Origin of the sequence: Pseudomonas migulae NBRC 103157, from assembly GCF_002091715.1 — a bacterium.
Lineage (GTDB): Bacteria > Pseudomonadota > Gammaproteobacteria > Pseudomonadales > Pseudomonadaceae > Aquipseudomonas > Aquipseudomonas migulae_A.
In genome coordinates, this window is sequence record NZ_BDAG01000001.1 from 360592 (window position 1) to 380010 (window position 19419).

General features: G+C 61.4%; 15 protein-coding genes. All 15 read left to right on the plus strand.

All coding sequences use genetic code 11. The features are described from left to right. Nucleotides 1-17: 17 nt before the first annotated feature. The 15 genes from PMI01S_RS01720 (at nucleotide 18) to PMI01S_RS01790 (ending at nucleotide 19397) form a co-directional block, all read left to right on the plus strand. Nucleotides 18-440, plus strand: a complete 423-nt coding sequence (locus tag PMI01S_RS01720; protein ID WP_139273138.1) for a hypothetical protein — start codon at nucleotides 18-20, stop codon at nucleotides 438-440. Nucleotides 441-618: 178 nt separating this feature from the next. Next, nucleotides 619-840, plus strand: a complete 222-nt coding sequence (locus PMI01S_RS01725) for a hypothetical protein (RefSeq protein ID WP_084317734.1) — start codon at nucleotides 619-621, stop codon at nucleotides 838-840. 89 nt (nucleotides 841-929) lie between these two features. Then, nucleotides 930-2717 (plus strand): type VI secretion system baseplate subunit TssF, encoded by a 1788-nt coding sequence (gene tssF, locus PMI01S_RS01730; protein ID WP_084317735.1) that lies wholly within the window; start codon nucleotides 930-932, stop codon nucleotides 2715-2717. Beyond that, nucleotides 2681-3688 carry a type VI secretion system baseplate subunit TssG gene (gene tssG, locus PMI01S_RS01735; RefSeq protein WP_084317736.1) on the plus strand — a complete coding sequence of 336 codons (1008 nt, stop codon included), beginning with the start codon at nucleotides 2681-2683 and terminating at the stop codon, nucleotides 3686-3688. Before tssF ends, tssG begins: the two co-directional genes overlap by 37 nt. A gap of 13 nt (nucleotides 3689-3701) precedes the next feature. Next, entirely contained in the window at nucleotides 3702-6350 is a 2649-nt protein-coding gene (gene tssH, locus PMI01S_RS01740) for a type VI secretion system ATPase TssH (protein WP_084317737.1), read from the plus strand. Between the two features lie 10 nt (nucleotides 6351-6360). After that, nucleotides 6361-7878 carry a sigma-54 interaction domain-containing protein gene (locus PMI01S_RS01745; protein WP_084317738.1) on the plus strand — a complete coding sequence of 506 codons (1518 nt, stop codon included), beginning with the start codon at nucleotides 6361-6363 and terminating at the stop codon, nucleotides 7876-7878. A gap of 93 nt (nucleotides 7879-7971) precedes the next feature. Beyond that, complete coding sequence (locus tag PMI01S_RS01750; protein WP_008030659.1) at nucleotides 7972-8112, plus strand: hypothetical protein; 141 nt, start codon at nucleotides 7972-7974, stop codon at nucleotides 8110-8112. Between the two features lie 17 nt (nucleotides 8113-8129). Beyond that, complete coding sequence (tagH, locus tag PMI01S_RS01755; protein WP_084317739.1) at nucleotides 8130-9326, plus strand: type VI secretion system-associated FHA domain protein TagH; 1197 nt, start codon at nucleotides 8130-8132, stop codon at nucleotides 9324-9326. Nucleotides 9327-9331: 5 nt separating this feature from the next. Continuing rightward, the gene (gene tssJ, locus PMI01S_RS01760; RefSeq protein ID WP_084317740.1) at nucleotides 9332-9832 is read left to right on the plus strand and encodes a type VI secretion system lipoprotein TssJ; all 501 of its coding nucleotides are present in this window, start codon (nucleotides 9332-9334) and stop codon (nucleotides 9830-9832) included. A gap of 2 nt (nucleotides 9833-9834) precedes the next feature. Further along, entirely contained in the window at nucleotides 9835-11166 is a 1332-nt protein-coding gene (tssK, locus tag PMI01S_RS01765) for a type VI secretion system baseplate subunit TssK (RefSeq protein ID WP_008030656.1), read from the plus strand. Nucleotides 11167-11171: 5 nt separating this feature from the next. Beyond that, nucleotides 11172-12047 carry a type IVB secretion system protein IcmH/DotU gene (icmH, locus tag PMI01S_RS01770; RefSeq protein WP_017341530.1) on the plus strand — a complete coding sequence of 292 codons (876 nt, stop codon included), beginning with the start codon at nucleotides 11172-11174 and terminating at the stop codon, nucleotides 12045-12047. 13 nt (nucleotides 12048-12060) lie between these two features. Next, the gene (gene tssM / locus PMI01S_RS01775; protein WP_084317741.1) at nucleotides 12061-15600 is read left to right on the plus strand and encodes a type VI secretion system membrane subunit TssM; all 3540 of its coding nucleotides are present in this window, start codon (nucleotides 12061-12063) and stop codon (nucleotides 15598-15600) included. Beyond that, nucleotides 15600-16328 (plus strand): PP2C family protein-serine/threonine phosphatase, encoded by a 729-nt coding sequence (locus tag PMI01S_RS01780; protein WP_084317742.1) that lies wholly within the window; start codon nucleotides 15600-15602, stop codon nucleotides 16326-16328. The genes tssM and PMI01S_RS01780 overlap by 1 nt, the downstream gene beginning before the upstream one ends. Next, nucleotides 16325-17326 carry a serine/threonine-protein kinase gene (locus PMI01S_RS01785; RefSeq protein ID WP_084317743.1) on the plus strand — a complete coding sequence of 334 codons (1002 nt, stop codon included), beginning with the start codon at nucleotides 16325-16327 and terminating at the stop codon, nucleotides 17324-17326. Before PMI01S_RS01780 ends, PMI01S_RS01785 begins: the two co-directional genes overlap by 4 nt. A 28-nt stretch (nucleotides 17327-17354) precedes the next feature. Continuing rightward, nucleotides 17355-19397, plus strand: a complete 2043-nt coding sequence (locus PMI01S_RS01790) for a type VI secretion system Vgr family protein (protein ID WP_084317744.1) — start codon at nucleotides 17355-17357, stop codon at nucleotides 19395-19397. The last annotated feature ends 22 nt before the right edge of the window (nucleotides 19398-19419 follow it).

Here is a 19419-nt window from a genome sequence, read left to right on the forward strand (position 1 = left end):
ATAGGGGTTATTTCAAAGTGGCAATCTGGTTGCCAGCAGTTTTGTTGCCAATTCTGTTGATGATTGATGCTTTCTATTTTTCCAAACCCCTGCAAGGTGGAGTGGAGCAGTTCTTTCTTCTCTACGTGCTCGGTTTTGGTCTCGCCGCATATGTTTTGTTTGCAGTTTTTTCTTTACGTGTGATTTCTAAAAAAACCGAGTTGGAAGTTTTGCGGCTTGCGCGGTGGGCCCCAGTAATTTTTATTCCGTTTTATGGTATTCCCTGGATTTTGTATGGCGTTGGATGTTTGATATTTGGCAGGCTTGCTGGTTTTGGAATGATGTTTTTGTGGTTGGCTTATACCCCCTATGTTTTAGTTGTTGGAGTGTTTTTTTCGTTTGTTACTATTTTTCTTTTTAAGGTGATGCGCAAATTTTCTCTGTTTTCCGAGAGGCACTAAAAATGTTTGTAGTAGTTTCTGCGGATGGCGTGCGGGACACCTATGGATTGAATGGTTTCTCATTTTTCAAAAAAATGGGACTGTCCCCGCCCCCATTTTTCCTACGCCCTGCAAGCCGTCAAATGTGAGCGCAATGGTTATCAGCGCAGCTGGACCCTCAGGATGGAGCCTTTTGCCCATGATCGACGTATCAGACGAGATGCGCATGTATCTGATGTTCATCGCCGACAGCAATCTGTTCGGCGGCATCGCGATCTTGAGTTTTCTGCTGATTGTCACGGCGATCAGCAGGCGACTGCGCCAGTCATGGCTGCATCGCGCGCTGACTTTCATGGTCCTGATTTCATTGGTGGCCATCGAAATCGCGGGCAGCTGTTACTCCTCGGTGCCTCCCGCATAAACATGCTGGCCCGCATCGTCTGCGCCGGTGTGACAGTCGCGCTCTACAGGACAGTTTTTTCATGAGATCCAACACCAGGAAGGTACCCCGTGTCCTTTAACCACTACTACCAAAGCGAACTCACCGCACTTCGCCAGTTAGGTCGTCGATTCGCCGAGCGTAGCCCGGCATTGGCGCCTTTCCTTGGCCAGGCCGGGCGGGATCCGGACGTGGAGCGGTTGCTTGAGGGCTTCGCTTTCCTGACCGGGCGCCTGCGTCAGAAGCTTGATGACGAACTGCCGGAGCTCAGCCATTCCCTGATGCACCTGCTGTGGCCCAATTACATGCGGCCGCTGCCGGCGTTCAGCATTTTGCAGTTCGACCCGTTGAAACGCTCGGGTCCTGCGTTGATGGTCGAGCGCGATACGCCGGTGGAGAGCGTGCCGATCGATGACGTGCGTTGCCGCTTCCGCACCTGCTACCCGACCGAGGTCTTGCCGCTGGACCTGGCTGCGCTGAATTACTCGGTGAAGGGCGACGGCTCGCTGTTGAGCCTGCGTCTGGAGATGAGCGCTGACGGTCACCTCGGTGAGCTGGAATTGAGCCGTCTGCGTCTGCACTTCGCCGGTGAGCGCTACATCAGCCAGATGCTTTACCTGAGCTTGCTGCGCAATCTGGAAGGCATCGAGCTGATCCCGCTGGACGGCGCCGGTAAGCCCATCAACGGTGTCAACGGCACGCCGATGGCGTTCAAGATGCCCCGCGACCGTGTGCAGCCGGTGGGTTTTGCCGAAGAAGAAGCGTTGATCCCGTATCCGCTGAACACCTTCCGCGGCTACCGCTACTTGCAGGAATACTTCGCCTTCCAGGACAAATTCCTCTTCGTTGATATCAACGGTCTGGACCTGCTCAAAGCCCTGCCGGAAGACACGCTGAAGCAGATGCGCGGCCTCGAATTGCGCTTCGACATTCGCAAGAGCGGCATCATGCGCATGCGTCCGACTCTGGACAACGTGAAGCTCTACTGCACGCCTATCGTCAACCTGTTCAAGCACGACGCCTTGCCGATCCGCCTCGACGGCAAGCAGGACGAATACCTGCTGCTGCCCGCCGAGTTCGATCTGCAAAACTGCGGCGTGTTCTCGGTGGAAACCGTGACCGGCTGGAAACCCGGCGGCCTCGGTTATCAGGAGTACGTGCCGTTCGAATCGTTCGAGCACGATCCGAGTTTCGACGTGCCCAACAGCCGTCCGCATTACAGCATTCGCCAACGCTCCTCGTTGTTGCACGACGGCCTCGACACCTACCTGAGCTTCGGCATCCGCCACACCGAAGCCCATGAAACCCTGTCGATCGAGCTGATGTGCACCAACCAGAACCTGCCGCGCAAGCTCAAGCTCGGCGACATCAGCAAGGCTTGTGAAGACACGCCGGAGTTCCTGAGTTTCCGCAACATTACCCCGGCCACCTCGAGCTTTGCGCCGCCGCTGAACCGCGACTTCCTCTGGAAGCTGATCAGCAACATGTCGCTTAACTATCTGTCGCTGGCCGACGTCAATGCGTTGAAGGTAATTCTCGAAACCTACGACCTGCCGCGCTATTACGACCAACACGCTGAAAAAGTCAGCAAACGTCTGCTCGGCGGGCTCAAGTCGATCAAGCACCAGCATGTCGATCGACTGCACCGAGGGTTGCCGGTTCGCGGGTTGCGCACCGAGCTGACCATCGACCCGGAAGGGTATATCGGCGAAGGCGACCTGTTCGTGTTCGCTTCGGTTCTCAACGAGTTTTTCGCGCTTTACGCCAGTCTCAATTCGTACCACGAGCTGCGGGTAAAAAGTACACAAGGAGAGGTGTACCAATGGACACCACGTATGGGCCTTCAGCCGCTTCTTTAAGCGGACTGACCCGAGGAATACGCGAGTACTCGCTGTTTCAGGCCGTGCTGCTGGTGGTTGACCGGCTGCGCGAGGCCCACCCGCACCTGAGCGAAGACGACCTGTACGACCAGCTGGAATTCCAGGCCAACCCGAGCCTGGGTTTCCCTGGCAGTGACGTCGATCGCGTGGAGTTTTTCCAAGAGCACGGGCAGATGCGCGCGCGCCTGCGTTTCAACCTGATCGGCCTGGTCGGTTCCGGTTCGCCGCTGCCGGCGTTCTACGGCGAGCAGGCGCTGGGCGACAGCGAAGACGGCAACCCGACCCGCCACTTCCTCGACCTGTTCCACCATCGCCTGCAACGGCTGATGCTGCCGATCTGGCGCAAGTATCGCTACCGCGCCAGCTTCCAGAGCGGCGCGCTCGATCCGTTCTCCGCGCAGCTATTCGCGTTGATCGGTCTCGGCGGCGAAGAGATCCGCAAGGCCCAGGAGCTGAACTGGAAGCGCCTGCTGCCGTACCTCGGTTTGCTCAGCTTGCGGGCGCACTCGGCGGCGCTGATCGAAGCGGTGCTGCGTTACTACTTCAAGCACGCCGAATTGACCATCGAGCAGTGCATCGAGCGCCGCGTGGAGATTCTCGACGAGCAGCGCAATCGTCTGGGCCGCGCCAACAGCCTGCTCGGCGAAGACCTGGTGCTGGGCGAACACGTGCGCGACCGCAGCGGAAAATTTCGAATTCACATTCGCGAGCTCGACTGGCAGCGCTTTCACGAATTCCTGCCGATCGGTTTCGGCTACCAGCCGCTGTGCGCGCTGGTGCGGTTCACCCTGCGTGACCCGCTCGATTACGACATTCGCCTGGTGTTGCGCCAGGAAGAAATCCGCGAACTGCGCATCGGTGAGCAGAACGCCTGTCGCCTGGGATGGACCAGTTGGCTCGGCCGCGAAAAAGCGGACGGCGTGGTGACCCTGGGCAGCAAAATTCATTAAGGACAGATGACCAATGATCAACGTAGACCTGCAACAACTTATCCAGGCGCTGGACGCCGAAACCCGTCGTGATCTGGAAAGTTCTGCCGAGCGCTGCGTCGCCCGTGGCGGCAGCAAGATCCTCGTCGAAGACTTGCTGCTGGGCCTGCTGGAGCGCCCGCAAGGCTTGCTCGCACGCGCGCTGCAAGACGCCGAAGTGGATGCCGGCGAACTGAGCGCCGCGTTGCAATCGCGGGTCGAGCACAGCGCCTCGCGCAACCCCGTGTTCGCCCCGGAACTGGTGCAGTGGCTGCAGGATGCGTTGCTGGTGGCCAACCTTGAACTGGGCCAGAGCCAGGTCGAGCAAGCCGCGTTGATCCTCGCGTTGCTGCGCAACCCGATGCGCTACGCGGGCAGCCGCTATCAGTCGTTGCTGGCCAAGCTGAACATCGAGCGCCTGAAAGAATTTGCCCTGTCGCAGAAAGAACAACCCGCGACCGGTAAGCCTGCCGTGCCCGGCGAATCACTGCTGGAGCGCTTCACCCACAACCTGACCCAACAGGCCCGCGACGGCAAACTCGACCCGGTGCTGTGCCGCGATGGCGCGATCCGGCAGATGGTCGACATCCTCGCCCGTCGCCGCAAAAACAACCCGATTGTGGTTGGTGAAGCCGGCGTCGGTAAAACCGCCATCGTCGAGGGCTTGGCTTCGCGCATTGCCGCCGGTGAAGTGCCGCAAGTCTTGAAAGGCGTGGAGCTGCTGTCGCTGGACATGGGCCTGTTGCAGGCCGGCGCCAGCGTCAAAGGTGAATTCGAACGTCGTCTCAAAGGCGTGATCGACGAAGTCAAAGCCTCGCCGAAACCGATCATCCTGTTCATCGACGAAGCGCACACGCTGATCGGCGCGGGTGGCAATGCCGGGGGTTCCGACGCGGCTAACCTGCTCAAGCCTGCATTGGCTCGTGGTGAGTTGCGCACCATCGCCGCCACCACGTGGGCGGAGTACAAGAAGTACTTCGAAAAAGACCCGGCCCTGGCCCGTCGTTTCCAACCGGTGCAACTGCACGAACCGACCGTCAGCGAAGCGGTGACCATCCTCCGTGGCCTGGCTCAGGTTTACGAGAAGAGCCACGGCATTTACCTGCGCGATGACGCGGTGGTGGCGGCGGCTGAATTGTCCGCCCGTTACCTCGCCGGTCGTCAGCTGCCGGACAAGGCGGTCGACGTGCTCGACACCGCGTGTGCCCGCGTACGCATCAGCCTCGCCGCTGCGCCGGAAAGCCTTGAGCGCCTGCGTGGCGAACTGGCTGAAGGGGGCCGTCAGCGTCAGGCGCTGCGTCGTGATGCTGAAGCCGGTTTGCTGATCGATCACGAAGCACTGGACGCTCTGGAAGATCGTCTGGCCGAGGCCGAGGACGAAAGGGTCGCCCTCGAAACGCTGTGGACCGAGCAGAAAGAACTCGCCGAGCGTTTGTTGGATCTGCGTCAGCAACTGGCCAAGGCTCGGGAAACCGCTGCCATCGAGCCGACCGTTACGGTCGAGGAAGACGCCGAAGGCACCGTGATCGAAACGCTGCCGGTGGACGAAGCGCAAAGCGTTGAAACCCTGGAAGCCGCGCTCAACGAAACTCATAAAGCCCTGACCGATGCTCAGGTCAAAGAACGCTTGGTCAGCTTCGAAGTCTGCCCGCGTCTGGTTGCCGAAGTGATCAGCGCCTGGACCGGCGTGCCACTGGCGCAACTGGCCCGCGAACACAACGCCAAGGTCGCCAGTTTCGCCACCGACCTGCGCACCCGCATCCGTGGTCAGGAACAAGCCGTTCACGCACTGGACCGCTCGATGCGCGCCACCGCTGCCGGCCTGAACAAACCGGACGCACCGGTCGGCGTGTTCCTGCTGGTCGGCCCGAGCGGCGTCGGCAAGACCGAAACCGCGCTGGCCCTCGCCGACTTGTTGTACGGCGGCGATCGTTTCATCACCACCATCAACATGTCCGAGTTCCAGGAAAAGCACACCGTCTCGCGCCTGATCGGTGCGCCGCCGGGCTACGTCGGTTACGGCGAGGGCGGCATGCTCACCGAGGCCGTACGTCAAAAGCCGTACTCGGTCGTGCTGCTCGATGAAGTCGAGAAGGCCGACCCTGACGTGCTCAACCTGTTCTACCAAATCTTCGACAAAGGCGTGGCCAACGATGGCGAAGGGCGCGAGATCGACTTCCGCAACACGCTGATCCTGATGACCTCGAACCTGGGCAGCGACCGCATCAGCGAGCTTTGCGAAAACGGCGCGCGGCCGACCGCCGAAGTGCTCGAAGAAACCATTCGCCCGGTGCTGAGCAAACACTTCAAACCGGCGCTGCTGGCGCGCATGCGCGTGGTGCCTTACTACCCGGTTGGCGGCCCTGTGTTGCGCGAGCTGATCGAAATCAAACTCGGTCGTCTGGGCGAGCGCCTGAACCGTCGTCAGCTCGATTTCACCTACTCGCAAGACCTCGTCGATCACCTGGCCGAGCGCTGCACCCAAAGCGACAGCGGTGCGCGTTTGATCGACCACTTGCTTGACTTGCACGTGCTGCCGCTGGTGGCCGACCGTTTGCTCGACGCGATGGCCACAGGGGAAAGCCTCAAGCGTGTCCACGCGACGCTCGACGGCGGCGCCAGCGTGACTTGCGAGTTCGCCTGAGGTGGGTGTGATGTTCACTCAAGTGCCGCAGCCGCTGGTGTATGCCGAAGCCTTGCTGGCGCAGTTCGCCAGCCTGTCGCGGGCGGCGGACGGCGCTGCGCTGCTGGGTGATTTCGTGCGCGGGGTGGCGGAGCTTAGCGGGTGCGAGTTGACGCAGCTGTATCTGCTGGACGCGACCCACACGTGCCTGGGGATGAACGCGGAGTGCCTGAACGGCATTCTGCAGCCGCGTGAATCGGCGAGCCTGCCGGCGGATTACAACGGTGAACAACTGCTGCAATTCGCCCTGTGCCAGAACCGTGTGGTGAGCCTCGGCGAACTGAGCGGCAGCCTGCACGAAACCAGCTTCCTGCCACCGCAGGCCACGCCCTGGCAGTCGCTGTTGTGCGTGCCGCTGGTCAATCAGCAGAAGGCTGTCGAAGGCTTGTTGCTGTGTGCGAGTCGCCGGCACCTCGACCTGCAAGGTTTCGCCGATTCCCTCGGTCAACTGGGTTCGTTTGTGCTCGGCCAACTGCATTTGCTGCACCGTCTGCGCCAGCCGACCGGTGATGCGCGACCGATGAAAGTCAGCGTTCCGAGTGCCAGTGGTTACGGCCTGATCGGCAAGAGCAAGGCCATGCGCGAGACTTATTCGCTGATCAGCAAAGTCCTGCACAGCCCTTACACCGTGCTGCTGCGTGGTGAAACCGGCACCGGCAAGGAAGTGGTCGCTCGCGCCATTCACGACTGCGGCCCGCGCCGGTCCCAGGCGTTCATCGTGCAGAACTGCGCAGCGTTCCCTGAGAACCTGCTGGAAAGCGAGCTGTTCGGCTACCGCAAAGGCGCGTTCACCGGTGCTGATCGCGACCGCGCCGGGCTGTTCGACGCGGCCAATGGCGGCACCTTGTTGCTCGATGAAATCGGCGACATGCCGTTGTCGCTGCAAGCCAAGTTATTGCGCGTGTTGCAGGAAGGCGAGATCCGTCCGCTGGGTTCCAATGACACCCACAAGATCGATGTGCGCATCATCGCCGCGACGCACCGGGATTTGTCGGTGCTGGTGAGTGAAGGCAAATTCCGTGAGGACTTGTATTACCGCCTCGCACAATTCCCGATCGAACTGCCGGCCCTGCGTCAGCGCGAAGGCGACATCCTCGATCTGGCCCGGCATTTCGCCGACAAGGCTTGCTCGTTTTTGCAGCGCGACGCAGTGCGTTGGTCCGATGCGGCGCTGGATCACCTGTCGGGTTATGCGTTCCCCGGCAACGTGCGCGAACTCAAAGGCCTGGTCGAACGCGCGGTGCTGCTGTGCGAAGGCGGCGAGTTGCTGGCCGAGCATTTCTCCCTGCGCATGGAAGCGATGCCGGAAGACAACAGCCTGAACCTGCGCGAACGCCTGGAGCAGGTCGAACGCAGCCTGCTGCTCGATTGCCTGCGCAAAAACGACGGCAACCAGACCCTCGCCGCCCGCGAACTCGGCCTGCCACGCCGCACGCTGCTGTACCGCCTCGGGCGCCTGAACATCAATCTGGGTGACTTCGATGGCTAGGCAAAAGACCGTCGATCTCACCTCATTCGCTTCTGATAGCGCCGCCCGAACGGGTCGGCGCTTTGTGCTTTGTCTATCCATGGAGACCCTCTGATGTCTGTTCGTCACTGGCAAGCCGTCCTGCTGACCCTCGTCGTTCTATGCGGCCTCGGCGGCTGTAGCGGCAATTACAAATTCAACGACAACACCTATCGCCCATTGGGTGATCCGCAGGCGGTCAATCGCGGCAAGTGACCGCAAGGAGTATCACCATGGAACTGGTTTTCGAAATGCTCAACACCAAGCAGTTCGTGCCCACGGAGCTGTGCCAGAAGACCTTCAAACAGGCCGGTGGCGTGATCGGCCGGGGCGAGGATTGCGACTGGATCATCCCGGACCGCAAGCGTCATCTGTCCAATCACCATGTGGACATCAGCTTTCGCGAAGGGACGTTCTTCCTGACCGACACCAGCAGCAACGGTGTCCAGGATGGCGGGAGCGGCGCACGCCTGCGCAAGGGCGAACCGATGCGCATCGAGCATGGCAGCACCTACGTGCTGGGTGATTTCGAGATCCGCGCGCGGCTGGTGCGCGACCCGGCGACTTTCGACGTGGAAGTCGGTCGCCCGCAAGCGGCGGGCAGCATCATTCCGGACGACGCGTTCCTCGACCTCGACCCGCTGAACGCCCTTGATCAGCAAGAGCGCGTGTACTCGGAAATCGAAGAGTTGATCACCCCGAGCTCGTCCATCGAGGACACCCGTCAGCGCGCCGACTACGCGCGCATCGACATGGAAAGCCTGATGGTGCCGGAGCTGATCGACGCCCCCGCCGAACCAACCCCAGCCCCTGTGCCGAAAGCGCTCGAGCGTCAAAGCGAAGGTTTCTGGGAGCACTTCGGTGCGGCCTTGGGCGTGGACCTCAAAGGCCTCGACCACGACGCCCGCGAAGCCCTGGCGCTGAACGCTGCACGCCTGCTCAAGCAAAGCGTCGGCGGTTTGCAGCAGAGCCTGCGCACCCGCAGCGAACTGAAAAACGAACTGCGTCTGGCCCAGACCACCGTGCAAGGCACTCACAAGAACCCGCTGAAATTCGCCGTCGATGCCGGTGAAGCGCTGGGCATTCTGTTGCAGCCGAACAAGCCGGGCCAACTGCCGGCGGAGCAGTCGATCTCCCGCGCGTTCCGCGATTTGCAGGCGCATCAGGTGGCTTTGCTGACTGCCAGCCGCGCCGCCGTTCGCGGCACGCTGGAGCACTTCTCGCCACAGCAATTGACCCTGCGTTTCGAGCGCGACAACAAGCCGTTGCTGGCCACGTCTGGCAGCCGCTGGAGGGCGTACGGTCGTTATCACCAGGCACTGCGCCAGGACGATGACTGGAGCGAGCGCCTGCTGGCCCGCGACTTCGCTCAGGCGTACGAAGAACAGATCCGCCTGATTTCCACCCTTCACACCGACCACCAAGGATGATGCGCATGTCTCGCTGCTCGACCGCTTTTTTCAAGACGCTGACGGCGCTCATGGCCGTGGTGCTGCTGGCCGGCTGCTCGTCGCTGTCGCCGTACTCCAAAGTGACCAAAGTCAACCTGAAGCTCACCGGCAGCGATCAGCTGAACCCGGACCTCAACGGGCGCCCGTCGCCGATCGTCGTGCGTCTGTTCGAGCTCAAGCACCCGGTGACCTTCGAGAACGCCGACTTCTTCAGCCTTTACGAGCGCGCCAAGGAATCCCTGGCCCCGGATCTGGTGGCCAGCGAAGAACTCGAACTGCGCCCGGGCGAAACCATTGAGCTGAAACTCAGTGTGGAGGAGGGCAGCCGTTACGTCGGGATCCTCGCGGCTTACCGCGACCTGCCGGAAACCAAATGGCGCTACACGGTGCAAGTCACGCCGGTGGAAGTCACCGAGGCTGACCTGACCCTCGACCAGGCCGGCATTCGCAACAGCAACGAAACGCTCGCCAAGGCGGATGACTGATCATGAACTCCCATAAAGTCATTTGGCAGGAAGGCATGCTGCTGCGTCCGCAGCACTTCCAGCACAACGATCGCTACTACGATCACCAGATGAAAACCCGCACCCAGCTGCTGGGCAGTTACACCTGGGGTTTCCTCAATCTCGACATCGATTTGCAGTTCCTCAACATGGGCAAACTGGTGATCAGCCAGGCCTCGGGGATCCTGCCGGACGGCAGCCTGTTCGAACTCGGCGGCAACACCGAGCCGCTGGCGCTGGACGTGCCGCCGAACACCGGCAACACACCGATTTATCTGGCGTTGCCGCTGGTCACCGGTAACCACATCGAGTCGCGCCGTCCGGAGCAATCCGACGTGCTGGCGCGCTACACCGCGTACGAAGCCGAAGTGGCCGACTCCAACGCCGGTGACGATTCTGCCAGCCAGGTCAGCTGCGGCCGTCCGGACTTCAAGCTGTTGCTCGGCGAGCAGCAGAGCGATCAGGCCTACGTGAAGCTGAAGATCTGCGACGTGCTCGACACCACGCCCGACGGTGTGATCAGCCTCGATCCGGATTTCGTGCCGACCTACATTCAGGCGCATTCCTCCAGCTACCTGCTGTCGTGCCTGAAAGAAGTGATCAGCATGCTCGGTCACCGTGGCGACACCATCGCCGAGCGCATTCGCTCCAACGGCAAGGTCGGTGGCGCGGAAGTCGGCGACTTCATGATGCTGCAACTGATCAACCGCACCGAGCTGTTGCTGCGTCACTACCTCGGGCTGGAACAGGTCCACCCGGAAGAGTTGTACCGCACGCTGCTGACCATGCTCGGCGATCTGGCGACCTTTTCCAGCGACAGCAAACGTCCGCGCCTGGACAGCCGTTATCAGCACAGCGACCAGGGCGCGAGCTTCCGCAAACTGATGGAAGCGATTCGTCAGGTGCTGTCGATGGTGCTCGAACAGCACGCCATCGAACTGGTGCTGCAAGCGCGTCAGTACGGGATCATCGTGTCGCCGTTGCACGACCACAAACTGCTGGGCTCGGCGTCGTTCGTGCTCGCGGCCAGTGCCAACTGCGACTCCGAAGAACTGCGCCACCGCTTGCCGGCGCACCTCAAGGTCGGCCCGGTGGAGCGCATCCGCCAACTGGTCAACCTGCATCTGCCGGGCATCAAGGTCAAACCGTTGCCGGTGGCTCCGCGACAGATCGCGTTCCACTCCAACAAAACCTATTTCATCCTCGAACTCAGTTCCGAAGACCTGGCGCAACTCGAGCGCTCCGGCGGCTTCGCGTTCCACGTGTCCGGCGAATTCGCCGAGCTTGAACTGAAATTCTGGGCCATCAGGAACTGACCGACATGATCAAGGACATGGAACACCATCAGGACGATAAAACCGTCTTGCTCGACCGTCAGGGCCACGGCCCGGCGCAAAGTCCGCTGACTGACTTCGCCGCACCACCGCGTTTCGAACAGCTCGAAGAACGGATGATCTACGCCGCGCGCCTGCGTCCGGCGGAGTCGTTCAACATCAGCCTCAATTCGCTGGTGGCCGCCGGTTCCGACCTGTTGTCGGAAGTGGTGCGACTCAAACACAGCGACACCCGCGAAGACATGTACGCGCTCAACGAGCGCCTGACCGCCGGGTTGAAACTGTTTGAAGTGCGCGCACTGCACAACGGCGCCGAAAGCAGCCAGGTGATGGCGGCGCGTTACGTGCTCTGCACCGTGGTCGACGAAGCCGTCGTCACCACGCCGTGGGGCAACGAAAGCGAGTGGTCGCAGATGAGCCTGCTCAGCAGCTTCCACAACGAAACCTTCGGTGGCGAGAAGTTCTTCCAGCTGCTGGATCGCCTGTCGAAAAACCCGGTCAAGCACCTGCCGATGCTGGAGCTGATGTACCTGTGCCTGTCCCTCGGTTTCGAAGGCAAGTACCGCGTGCAAGCGCGCGGCATGCTCGAACTCGAAGGCATCCGCGATGCCTTGTATCGCCAGATTCGCCAGCTGCGCGGCGACGTGCCTCGCGAACTGTCGCCGCATTGGGAAGGCTTGAACGATCAGCGCCGCAGCCTGGTGCGCATCGTGCCGGCGTGGATGGTGGTGTTGTTCACCGTGGTGTGCCTGGTGGTGATGTATTCGGGTTTCGCCTGGGTCTTGGGCGAGCAGCGCGACACCGTTCTGCAACCTTATCAGCCGCTGGATTCCGCCGCGGTCCAGCCGCAGTCGCAGCCGTAAACAGGGACGTGTGATGAAAAAGTTTTTCAAGAAAGTCGGCGCGTTCGTGCGCCAGACCTGGGTCTGGACCTTGCTGCTGGTGCTGTTCGTCGCACTGCTGGTGTGGTTCGTCGGGCCGCTGCTGGCGGTCAATGACTACAAGTTCTGGGAAGGTTCGACCTCCCGCCTGCTGACCATCAGTGCGCTGTTCCTGATCTGGGGCCTGACCATGGTCTTCGTCAGCTGGCGCGCCGGTGTGCGCAAGAAAGCGGATGAAGAGACTGAGGATGGTCAGGATCGTATCCGCCGTGAAGAGCAGATCGACGAGGAGCAGAAGGAGTTGAAGGAGCGTTTCAAGGACGCTCTGAAAACCCTGAAGACCTCGAGCCTGTATCGCGGTCGTAGCGAACGCTGGCGCAGTGATTTGCCGTGGTACTTGCTGATCGGCCCTCAGGGCAGCGGCAAGACCAGCCTGCTGGACTTCTCGGGTCTTGAGTTCCCGATCAACAAGATTGACCGCAAACTGACCCGCGACACCCTCGGCACCCGTCATTGCGACTGGTATTTCGCCGACCACGGCGTGCTGATCGACACCGCCGGGCGTTACTTGACTCAGCCGGATGCCGAAGTCGACGGCAGTGCCTGGAGCACCTTGCTCGACCTGCTGCGCAAGCGTCGCCGCAACCGTCCGTTGAACGGCGTGCTGGTGACCATTCCCGTGGAATTGCTGCTGGGCGCTAACGAGCAGGATCTGGAGACGCTGGCGCGTCAGGTGCGTGCGCGCCTGCAAGACGTGCATCAGAAACTGCACGTCGATGTGCCGATCTATCTGGTCCTCAGCAAGGCTGACCAGTTGCTCGGTTTCGACGAGTTCTTCGATCAACTGACCCGCGAAGAAAGCGATCAGGTGCTCGGTACCAGCTTCCGTAAAGAGCAGAGCGGCACCGATGTCACCGTCCTGCGCGCCGAGTTCGAAGAGCTGCTGCGTCGCCTCAACAGCCAAGTGATCATGCGCATGCACCAGGAGCGCGATACCCAGCGCCGTGGCCGCATTCTCGATTTCCCGCATCAACTGGGGCAGATCGGCGAGCGCCTGTGCCTGTTCGTCGACATGGCGTTCACCGGCAACCGTTATCAGCGTGTCAGCCAGTTGCGCGGTTTCTACCTGACCAGCGCACCGCACCTGACCCAGGAAATGGACCAGACCACCGCCGGCATCGGCGCGAATCTGGGGATCAACTCCGGCGTGTTGCCAACTCTGCGCAGTGGCCGCTCGCGGTTCATTCATCACTTGCTCAGCCGGGTGATCTTCCCCGAGGCCGATCTGGCCGGTCTGGACAAGCGCGAACGCAGCCGCATCCATTGGGGCCAGCGTGCGTTGTACGTCGGTGCCTTGGCGGCGTTGGGCCTGTTTGGCCTGCTGTGGGCGAGCGGTTTCTCGGCGAACTACGAACGCCTGGAAAACCTGCGCAACCTGGCGCAAACCTGGACGCAACAACGCTCGGCGCTGACCGCGCGTGATGATTCCATGGCAGTGCTGAAAACCCTCGACACCAGCTACGCGGCGACCCAAGTCTTCCCGAAAAAGGGTGACGTGGGTTACCACGAACGTGGCGGCCTGTATCAGGGTGAAGACGTCAACCCGGTGGTCAGGACGGCTTACGAGCGCGAGCTCGAAACGCAGTTGCTGCCCAAGGTTGCGACCCTGCTGGAAGGGCAGATCCGCGCCAACATGAAGGACCGCGAACGCCTGCTCAACAGCCTGCGTGCGTACCTGATGCTGAACATGAAAGATCGCCGCGACGGCCCATGGCTCAAGGATTGGGTCGCCACCGAATGGTCCCAGCGTTACGCCGGCAACACCGCGGTGCAGAACGGTCTGAACACGCACTTCGAGCGCTTGCTGAAGCAGCCGTTTATCTACCCGCTGAACGATCAACTGGTGGCTCAGGCGCGGCAGGTCTTGCGCAGCGAGTCGCTGGCCAACGTGGTTTACCGGATGCTGCGCGAGCAGGCCCGCAATCTGCCGGAATACCGTTTGAGCCAGCATCTGGGCCCACAAGGTGCGCTGTTTGTCGGCACCGATTACGTGATCCCGGGCTTCTACACGCAACAGGGTTATCAGCAGTATTTCTCGGTTCAGGGCTCCGCGCTGGTCACCGACATCCTGCGTGACAACTGGGTGTTGGGCGAAGGTTCGGGCATCAGCGGCATGGACTTGCGTCGCCTGATGGTCGAACTGGAGCAACTGTACTTCCGCGACTACGCCAATTTCTGGAGCGAAGCCGTGGGCCAGGTTGCACTGCCTCCGATCAGCGATTTCAGTGAGGGCGCCGAGCAATTGGCGGGCCTGACCTCGGCCAACTCGCCGGTGCTGCAACTGCTGGTGGAAGTGCGCGACAACACCCGTTTCCCGGCGGAGGCCGAGGCGGTCGATCAAGCGGCTGATGCTGCTGCCGCACTGGGCGAGCAGAAAGGCAAGTTGGGCAAGCTGGGCAAACTGGCGTCTGCCGCCGCGGACAAAGCCTCGGACATGGCTGCGACCAAAAACCTTCCCGACACCGCGAAGAAATCCCTGCAGCGCCGCTTCGAACCGCTGCACCGTTTGCTGGATGACAACAACGGCCCGGCCGCTGATTTGACCCCGGCACTGAATGCGCTCAACGACCTGCAAATGCAGCTGGCGAGCCTGGCGCGTGCCAGTGCGCCGGAGCAGGCTGCATTCGAAATGGCCAAGACCCGCATGAGCGGCCAGCGTGATGCGCTGAGCAACCTGCGCAATGCGTCGAACCGTCTGCCGCGCCCGGTCAGCGTGTGGTTCAACGTGCTGGCCGAAGACACCTGGCGTCTGGTGCTGAACGATTCCTACCAGTACCTGAACCAGCGTTATCAGAGCGAGCTGTACAGCTTCTACGGCAAGGCGATCAACAAGCGATATCCGTTCAGCGCCCACAGCACCAGCGACGTGGCGATCAGCGACTTCCGCGAGTTCTTCAAGGCGCAGGGCATTGCCGATCGTTTCTTCGACACCTACATGCGTCCGTTCGTGAGTGGCGACCCAGGCAACTATCGTCTGCGCAGCATCGACGGTCACAGCATGCCGATCTCCAAGCTCTACCTCGACCAGATGGCCGCGGCCCAAGTGATTCGCCAGAGCTTCTTCTCGATCAACCCGGCCGAGCCGCAAGTGCAGTTCAAACTGGAGCCGTACACCCTAGACCCGGCGGTCAGCCGTTCCGAGTTCAAGTTCGGCGACAAGACCATCGAATACCGCCACGGCCCGATCGTGCCGGTGTCGTTCAAATGGCCGACCGATGCTGAAGACGGGCGCACCAGCCTGGTCCTCGACAAAATGGCCGGCCGCCCGATCGGCATCGAGAAGAACACCGGCCCATGGTCGCTGTTCCGCCTGTTTGACCTGATGCAGACCGAGTACCTGAGCGGTCGTGATGTGCTGGTATTGAAAGCCGACGTGGGCGGCCTGCGCGCTAACTACTTACTGTCGAGCCAGCGCACGCCGAACCCGTTCGACATGGGCGTGCTGCGCACCTTCCGTATGCCGGTGCAGCTCTGATGCTGGTTGCCAGCCCCTGGCGCAGCGCTGCGCGCACCGATGCCGGCAAGGTTCGGGCGCGCAACGAAGATGCTTTTCTCGACTGTCCACAGCAGGGGCTGTGGGTGGTCGCGGACGGCATGGGCGGTCATCAGGGCGGCGACGTTGCCAGCCAGTTGATCGTCGCCAGCCTGGCGGAATTGCCGGCGCAGGATGACTTCGACGAACGACTCAAAGGTATTCGTCAGTGTCTGCACTGGCTGAACCGCCGCTTGGGTCAGGAGTTGACCGTCACCGCCGGGCGCCACGACAGCATCATGGGCAGCACCGTCGTGGCGTTGCTGGTGGAAGGCAATCGCGCGGCCTGCATCTGGGCCGGCGACAGCCGTTGCTACCTGTGGCGCGGCCAGCGTTTGTATCAGCTGTCCAAGGACCATTCGCTGCAACAGCAACTCATCGACGAGCAACAGATGAGCGTCGAAGACGCCAGCGCCCATCCCGCCGCGCATGCCTTGACCCGTGCGGTCGGGGCCGCCGAGCAGCTGACGCTGGACGTGCTCGAACTCGAGGTTTACCCCGGCGATGCGTTTCTGTTGTGCAGCGATGGTTTGTACAACGGACTGAGCTCCGATGCCTTGGGTAGCGCCCTGAGCCTGACCGCGCCGCATGTCGCGCTGGAGCGTCTGTTCGACGGCGCGCTGCGTGGCTCGGCCCGGGACAACCTGACTGCCGTGGTGATCCGCCAATGACCCAACTCATGCCGCCGCTCGACGACCTGCTGATGAGCGAAGAGCAAGCCAGTAACCTGACTTACTTTGCGTTCGCCAAGTCGCATCAAGCTGAGCCCGCGTTGGCGCCGACAAGGGCCAGTGTCGGTGAACTGCCAGACGTGCTGGCAGGCCGTTACCGCATCGAGCGTCTGCTCGGTGCCGGCGGCATGGGCGCGGTTTACCGTGCACGGGACTTGCTGAGCGAGCAGTTCGGCGATCCCGACCCTTACATTGCGCTGAAGATCCTCAGCGAAGAATTTGCCGAATCGCCGGACGCCAGCGCCTTGCTCTACAGCGAGTTTGCCCTGACCCGACGATTGCGCCACAACAACGTGCTGCGACCGCACACCTTTGAAGTGGACACCGATTGCCAGCGCGCCTTCATCACCATGGAACTCATGCGAGGGCTGACCCTGGACAAACTGCTCTGCGAGCGGCCACTCGGCCTGCCGTGGAACGAACTGCGCGACATCGCGTTGCCGTTGCTCGACGCACTGGCCTATGCCCACGCGCGCGGCGTGCTGCACGGCGACATGAAGCCAAGCAACGTGATGCTCAGCGAAGAAGGCGTGCGCCTGTTCGACTTCGGTCTGGGCCAGGCCGAGGAGGGCATCCTCCCAGGCCTGCCACACCTGAGCCGCGACCGCTTCAACGCCTGGACCCCAGGCTACGCCGCACCGGAACTGCTCGAAGGCCAGCCGCTGTCCGCCAGCGCCGACGTCTACGGCGTGGCCTGCGTGCTTTACGAGTTGGCGGGCGGCAAACACCCGTTCCGCCGCTTGCCCTCGACCCAGGCCCGTGACGAACACCTGGAGCACGAGCTGCACGCCCCGAAAAATCTACCGAAACACTGCTGGCCAGCCCTGCGAACGGCGCTGGCATTCGATGCGGCCGATCGAACGATCACCGCCGCACAACTGCGTGACGCCATGGGCGCCACTTTGTCTTTGCTGCAACGTCTGCGACTTCGGGCGTAACGGATGACTACCGAACAGGGAGCAAGCAATGTTCAACTCAGCTAACGAAACGCACTTCAGCCTGACTGTCGAAGACTACGTCGGCGACCTGCAAGTGCTGTCGTTCACCGGCACCGAAGGCATCAGCCAGCCGTATCGCTTCGACCTCGAACTGGTCAGCGAAAACCCCGATCTGGACCTGGAAAAACTCCTGCACAAACAGGCATTCCTCGCGTTCGATCCGCAGGGCAGCGGCATCCACGGCCAGATCTACCGCGTCGCCCAAGGTGACGCCGGCAAACGCCTGACCCGCTACAAAGTCTCCCTGGTGCCGCACCTGCAATACCTGCATCACCGCACCAACCAGCGCATCTACCAGCAGATGTCCGCGCCGAAAATCATCGCGCTGATCCTCGAAGAACACGGCATCAAGGGCAACGCCTACAACTTCCAGCTCAGCCAGCCATGCCCGGACCGCGACTACTGCGTGCAGTACGACGAAACCGACCTGCACTTCGTCCAGCGCCTGTGCGAAGAAGAAGGCATTCACTACCACTTCCAACACAGCGAAAAAGCTCACTTGCTGGTATTCGGTGACGATCAGACCGTATTCCCCAAACTCGGCCAGCCAACCGCGTACGTGCAAGGCAGCGGCATGGTCGCCGACGAACCGGTGATCAAAGGCTTCAAACTGCGCCTGGAAACCCGCACCAGCCGCACCACCCGCCGCGACTACGACTTCGAAAAACCACGGCTGCAACTCGAAGCGGCCTACAAGCCTGATGTTCAAAGCGACGAACCCGACCTCGAAGACTACGACTACCCCGGCCGCTTCCTCGACCGCGCGCGCGGCAAATTCCTCAGCCAGCGCGTCCTCGAACGCCACCGCGCCGACTACCAGCAAGCCGAAGGGCACGGCGACCAGACCCGCTTGATCAGCGGCCACTTCCTGGAAATGTCCGACCACCCACGCACCGAGTGGAACGACCTCTGGCTGCTCACTGAAATCGTCCACGAAGGCAAACAGCCGCAAGTCCTCGAAGAGTCCGTGACCAGCGACACCACCGACAACAAAGACGACTTCCACCAGGGCTACCGCAACCGCTTCCTCGCCACCCCATGGGCCGTGTTCTACCGCCCGGCGCTGCAACACCCCAAGCCCCGCGTACTCGGCAGCCAGACCGCCAAAGTCACCGGCCCCGCCGGCGAAGAAATCCACTGCGACCAATACGGCCGCATCAAAGTGCAATTCCACTGGGACCGCGAAGGCCAGGCCGACGACAAAACCAGCTGCTGGATGCGCGTCTCCTCAAGCTGGGCCGGCGACCGCTACGGCGCAATCGTCATCCCGCGCATCGGCATGGAAGTGCTCGTCACCTTCCTCGAAGGCGACCCCGACCAACCGCTGGTGACCGGTTGCCTGTACCACAAGGAAAACCAGGTTCCCTACGACCTGCCGGCGAACAAGACGCGCAGCGTGTTCAAAACCCTCAGCTCACCGGGTGGTGGCGGGTACAACGAACTGCGGATAGAAGACAAAAAAGGCGCGGAGCAGATCTTCATCCACGCCCAGCGGGATTGGGATGAAAACATCGAGCACGACCAGAAGATTCGCGTCGGCAATGAGCGGCACGACACAGTGGTGAAGAACACCTACACCGAGCTGAAGGCTGAAGAGCATCGCACCACGATTGCTGATCGCAAGGTTGAGACGCGGGTGGATGATCACCTGACGGTTGGGCAGAACCAGCATGTGAAGTTGGGGACTGCGCAGCTGACTAGCGTTGGGAAAGAGATTCACCTGAAGGCTGGGGCGAAGATTGTTATCGAGGCCGGGTCGGAACTGACCATTTTGGGCGGTGGGAGCTTTATCAAGCTGGATGGCGGTGGTGTGACGGTTGTTGGGCCGATTGTGAAGATCAATGCCGGTGGTTCGGCGGGCTCGGGGACCGGGATCGGGATTAAACCGCCGGTGCTGCCGGGGGCGGCGGATAAGGATAAGGCGGGGAGTTTGATGGATCAGGCGTTGATGAATGCGCCTGAGGAGCAGATCAAGCGTAAGCCAAAACGGATGCTCAATTTTTCTGGCTAATCGATATAGACGGCAACCAAGC

Bases quoted from the DNA above. Each gene is read 5' to 3' on its own strand.
- tagH (WP_084317739.1), top strand. From the start codon at position 8,130: ATGGAACTGGTTTTCGAAATGCTCAACACCAAGCAGTTCGTGCCCACG.
- PMI01S_RS01725 (WP_084317734.1), top strand. From the start codon at position 619: ATGATCGACGTATCAGACGAGATGCGCATGTATCTGATGTTCATCGCC.
- tssJ (WP_084317740.1), top strand. From the start codon at position 9,332: ATGTCTCGCTGCTCGACCGCTTTTTTCAAGACGCTGACGGCGCTCATG.
- tssG (WP_084317736.1), top strand. From the start codon at position 2,681: ATGGACACCACGTATGGGCCTTCAGCCGCTTCTTTAAGCGGACTGACC.
- icmH (WP_017341530.1), top strand. From the start codon at position 11,172: ATGATCAAGGACATGGAACACCATCAGGACGATAAAACCGTCTTGCTC.
- tssH (WP_084317737.1), top strand. From the start codon at position 3,702: ATGATCAACGTAGACCTGCAACAACTTATCCAGGCGCTGGACGCCGAA.
- PMI01S_RS01780 (WP_084317742.1), top strand. From the start codon at position 15,600: ATGCTGGTTGCCAGCCCCTGGCGCAGCGCTGCGCGCACCGATGCCGGC.
- PMI01S_RS01790 (WP_084317744.1), top strand. From the start codon at position 17,355: ATGTTCAACTCAGCTAACGAAACGCACTTCAGCCTGACTGTCGAAGAC.
- tssK (WP_008030656.1), top strand. From the start codon at position 9,835: ATGAACTCCCATAAAGTCATTTGGCAGGAAGGCATGCTGCTGCGTCCG.
- PMI01S_RS01785 (WP_084317743.1), top strand. From the start codon at position 16,325: ATGACCCAACTCATGCCGCCGCTCGACGACCTGCTGATGAGCGAAGAG.
- PMI01S_RS01750 (WP_008030659.1), top strand. From the start codon at position 7,972: ATGTCTGTTCGTCACTGGCAAGCCGTCCTGCTGACCCTCGTCGTTCTA.
- PMI01S_RS01745 (WP_084317738.1), top strand. From the start codon at position 6,361: ATGTTCACTCAAGTGCCGCAGCCGCTGGTGTATGCCGAAGCCTTGCTG.
- tssM (WP_084317741.1), top strand. From the start codon at position 12,061: ATGAAAAAGTTTTTCAAGAAAGTCGGCGCGTTCGTGCGCCAGACCTGG.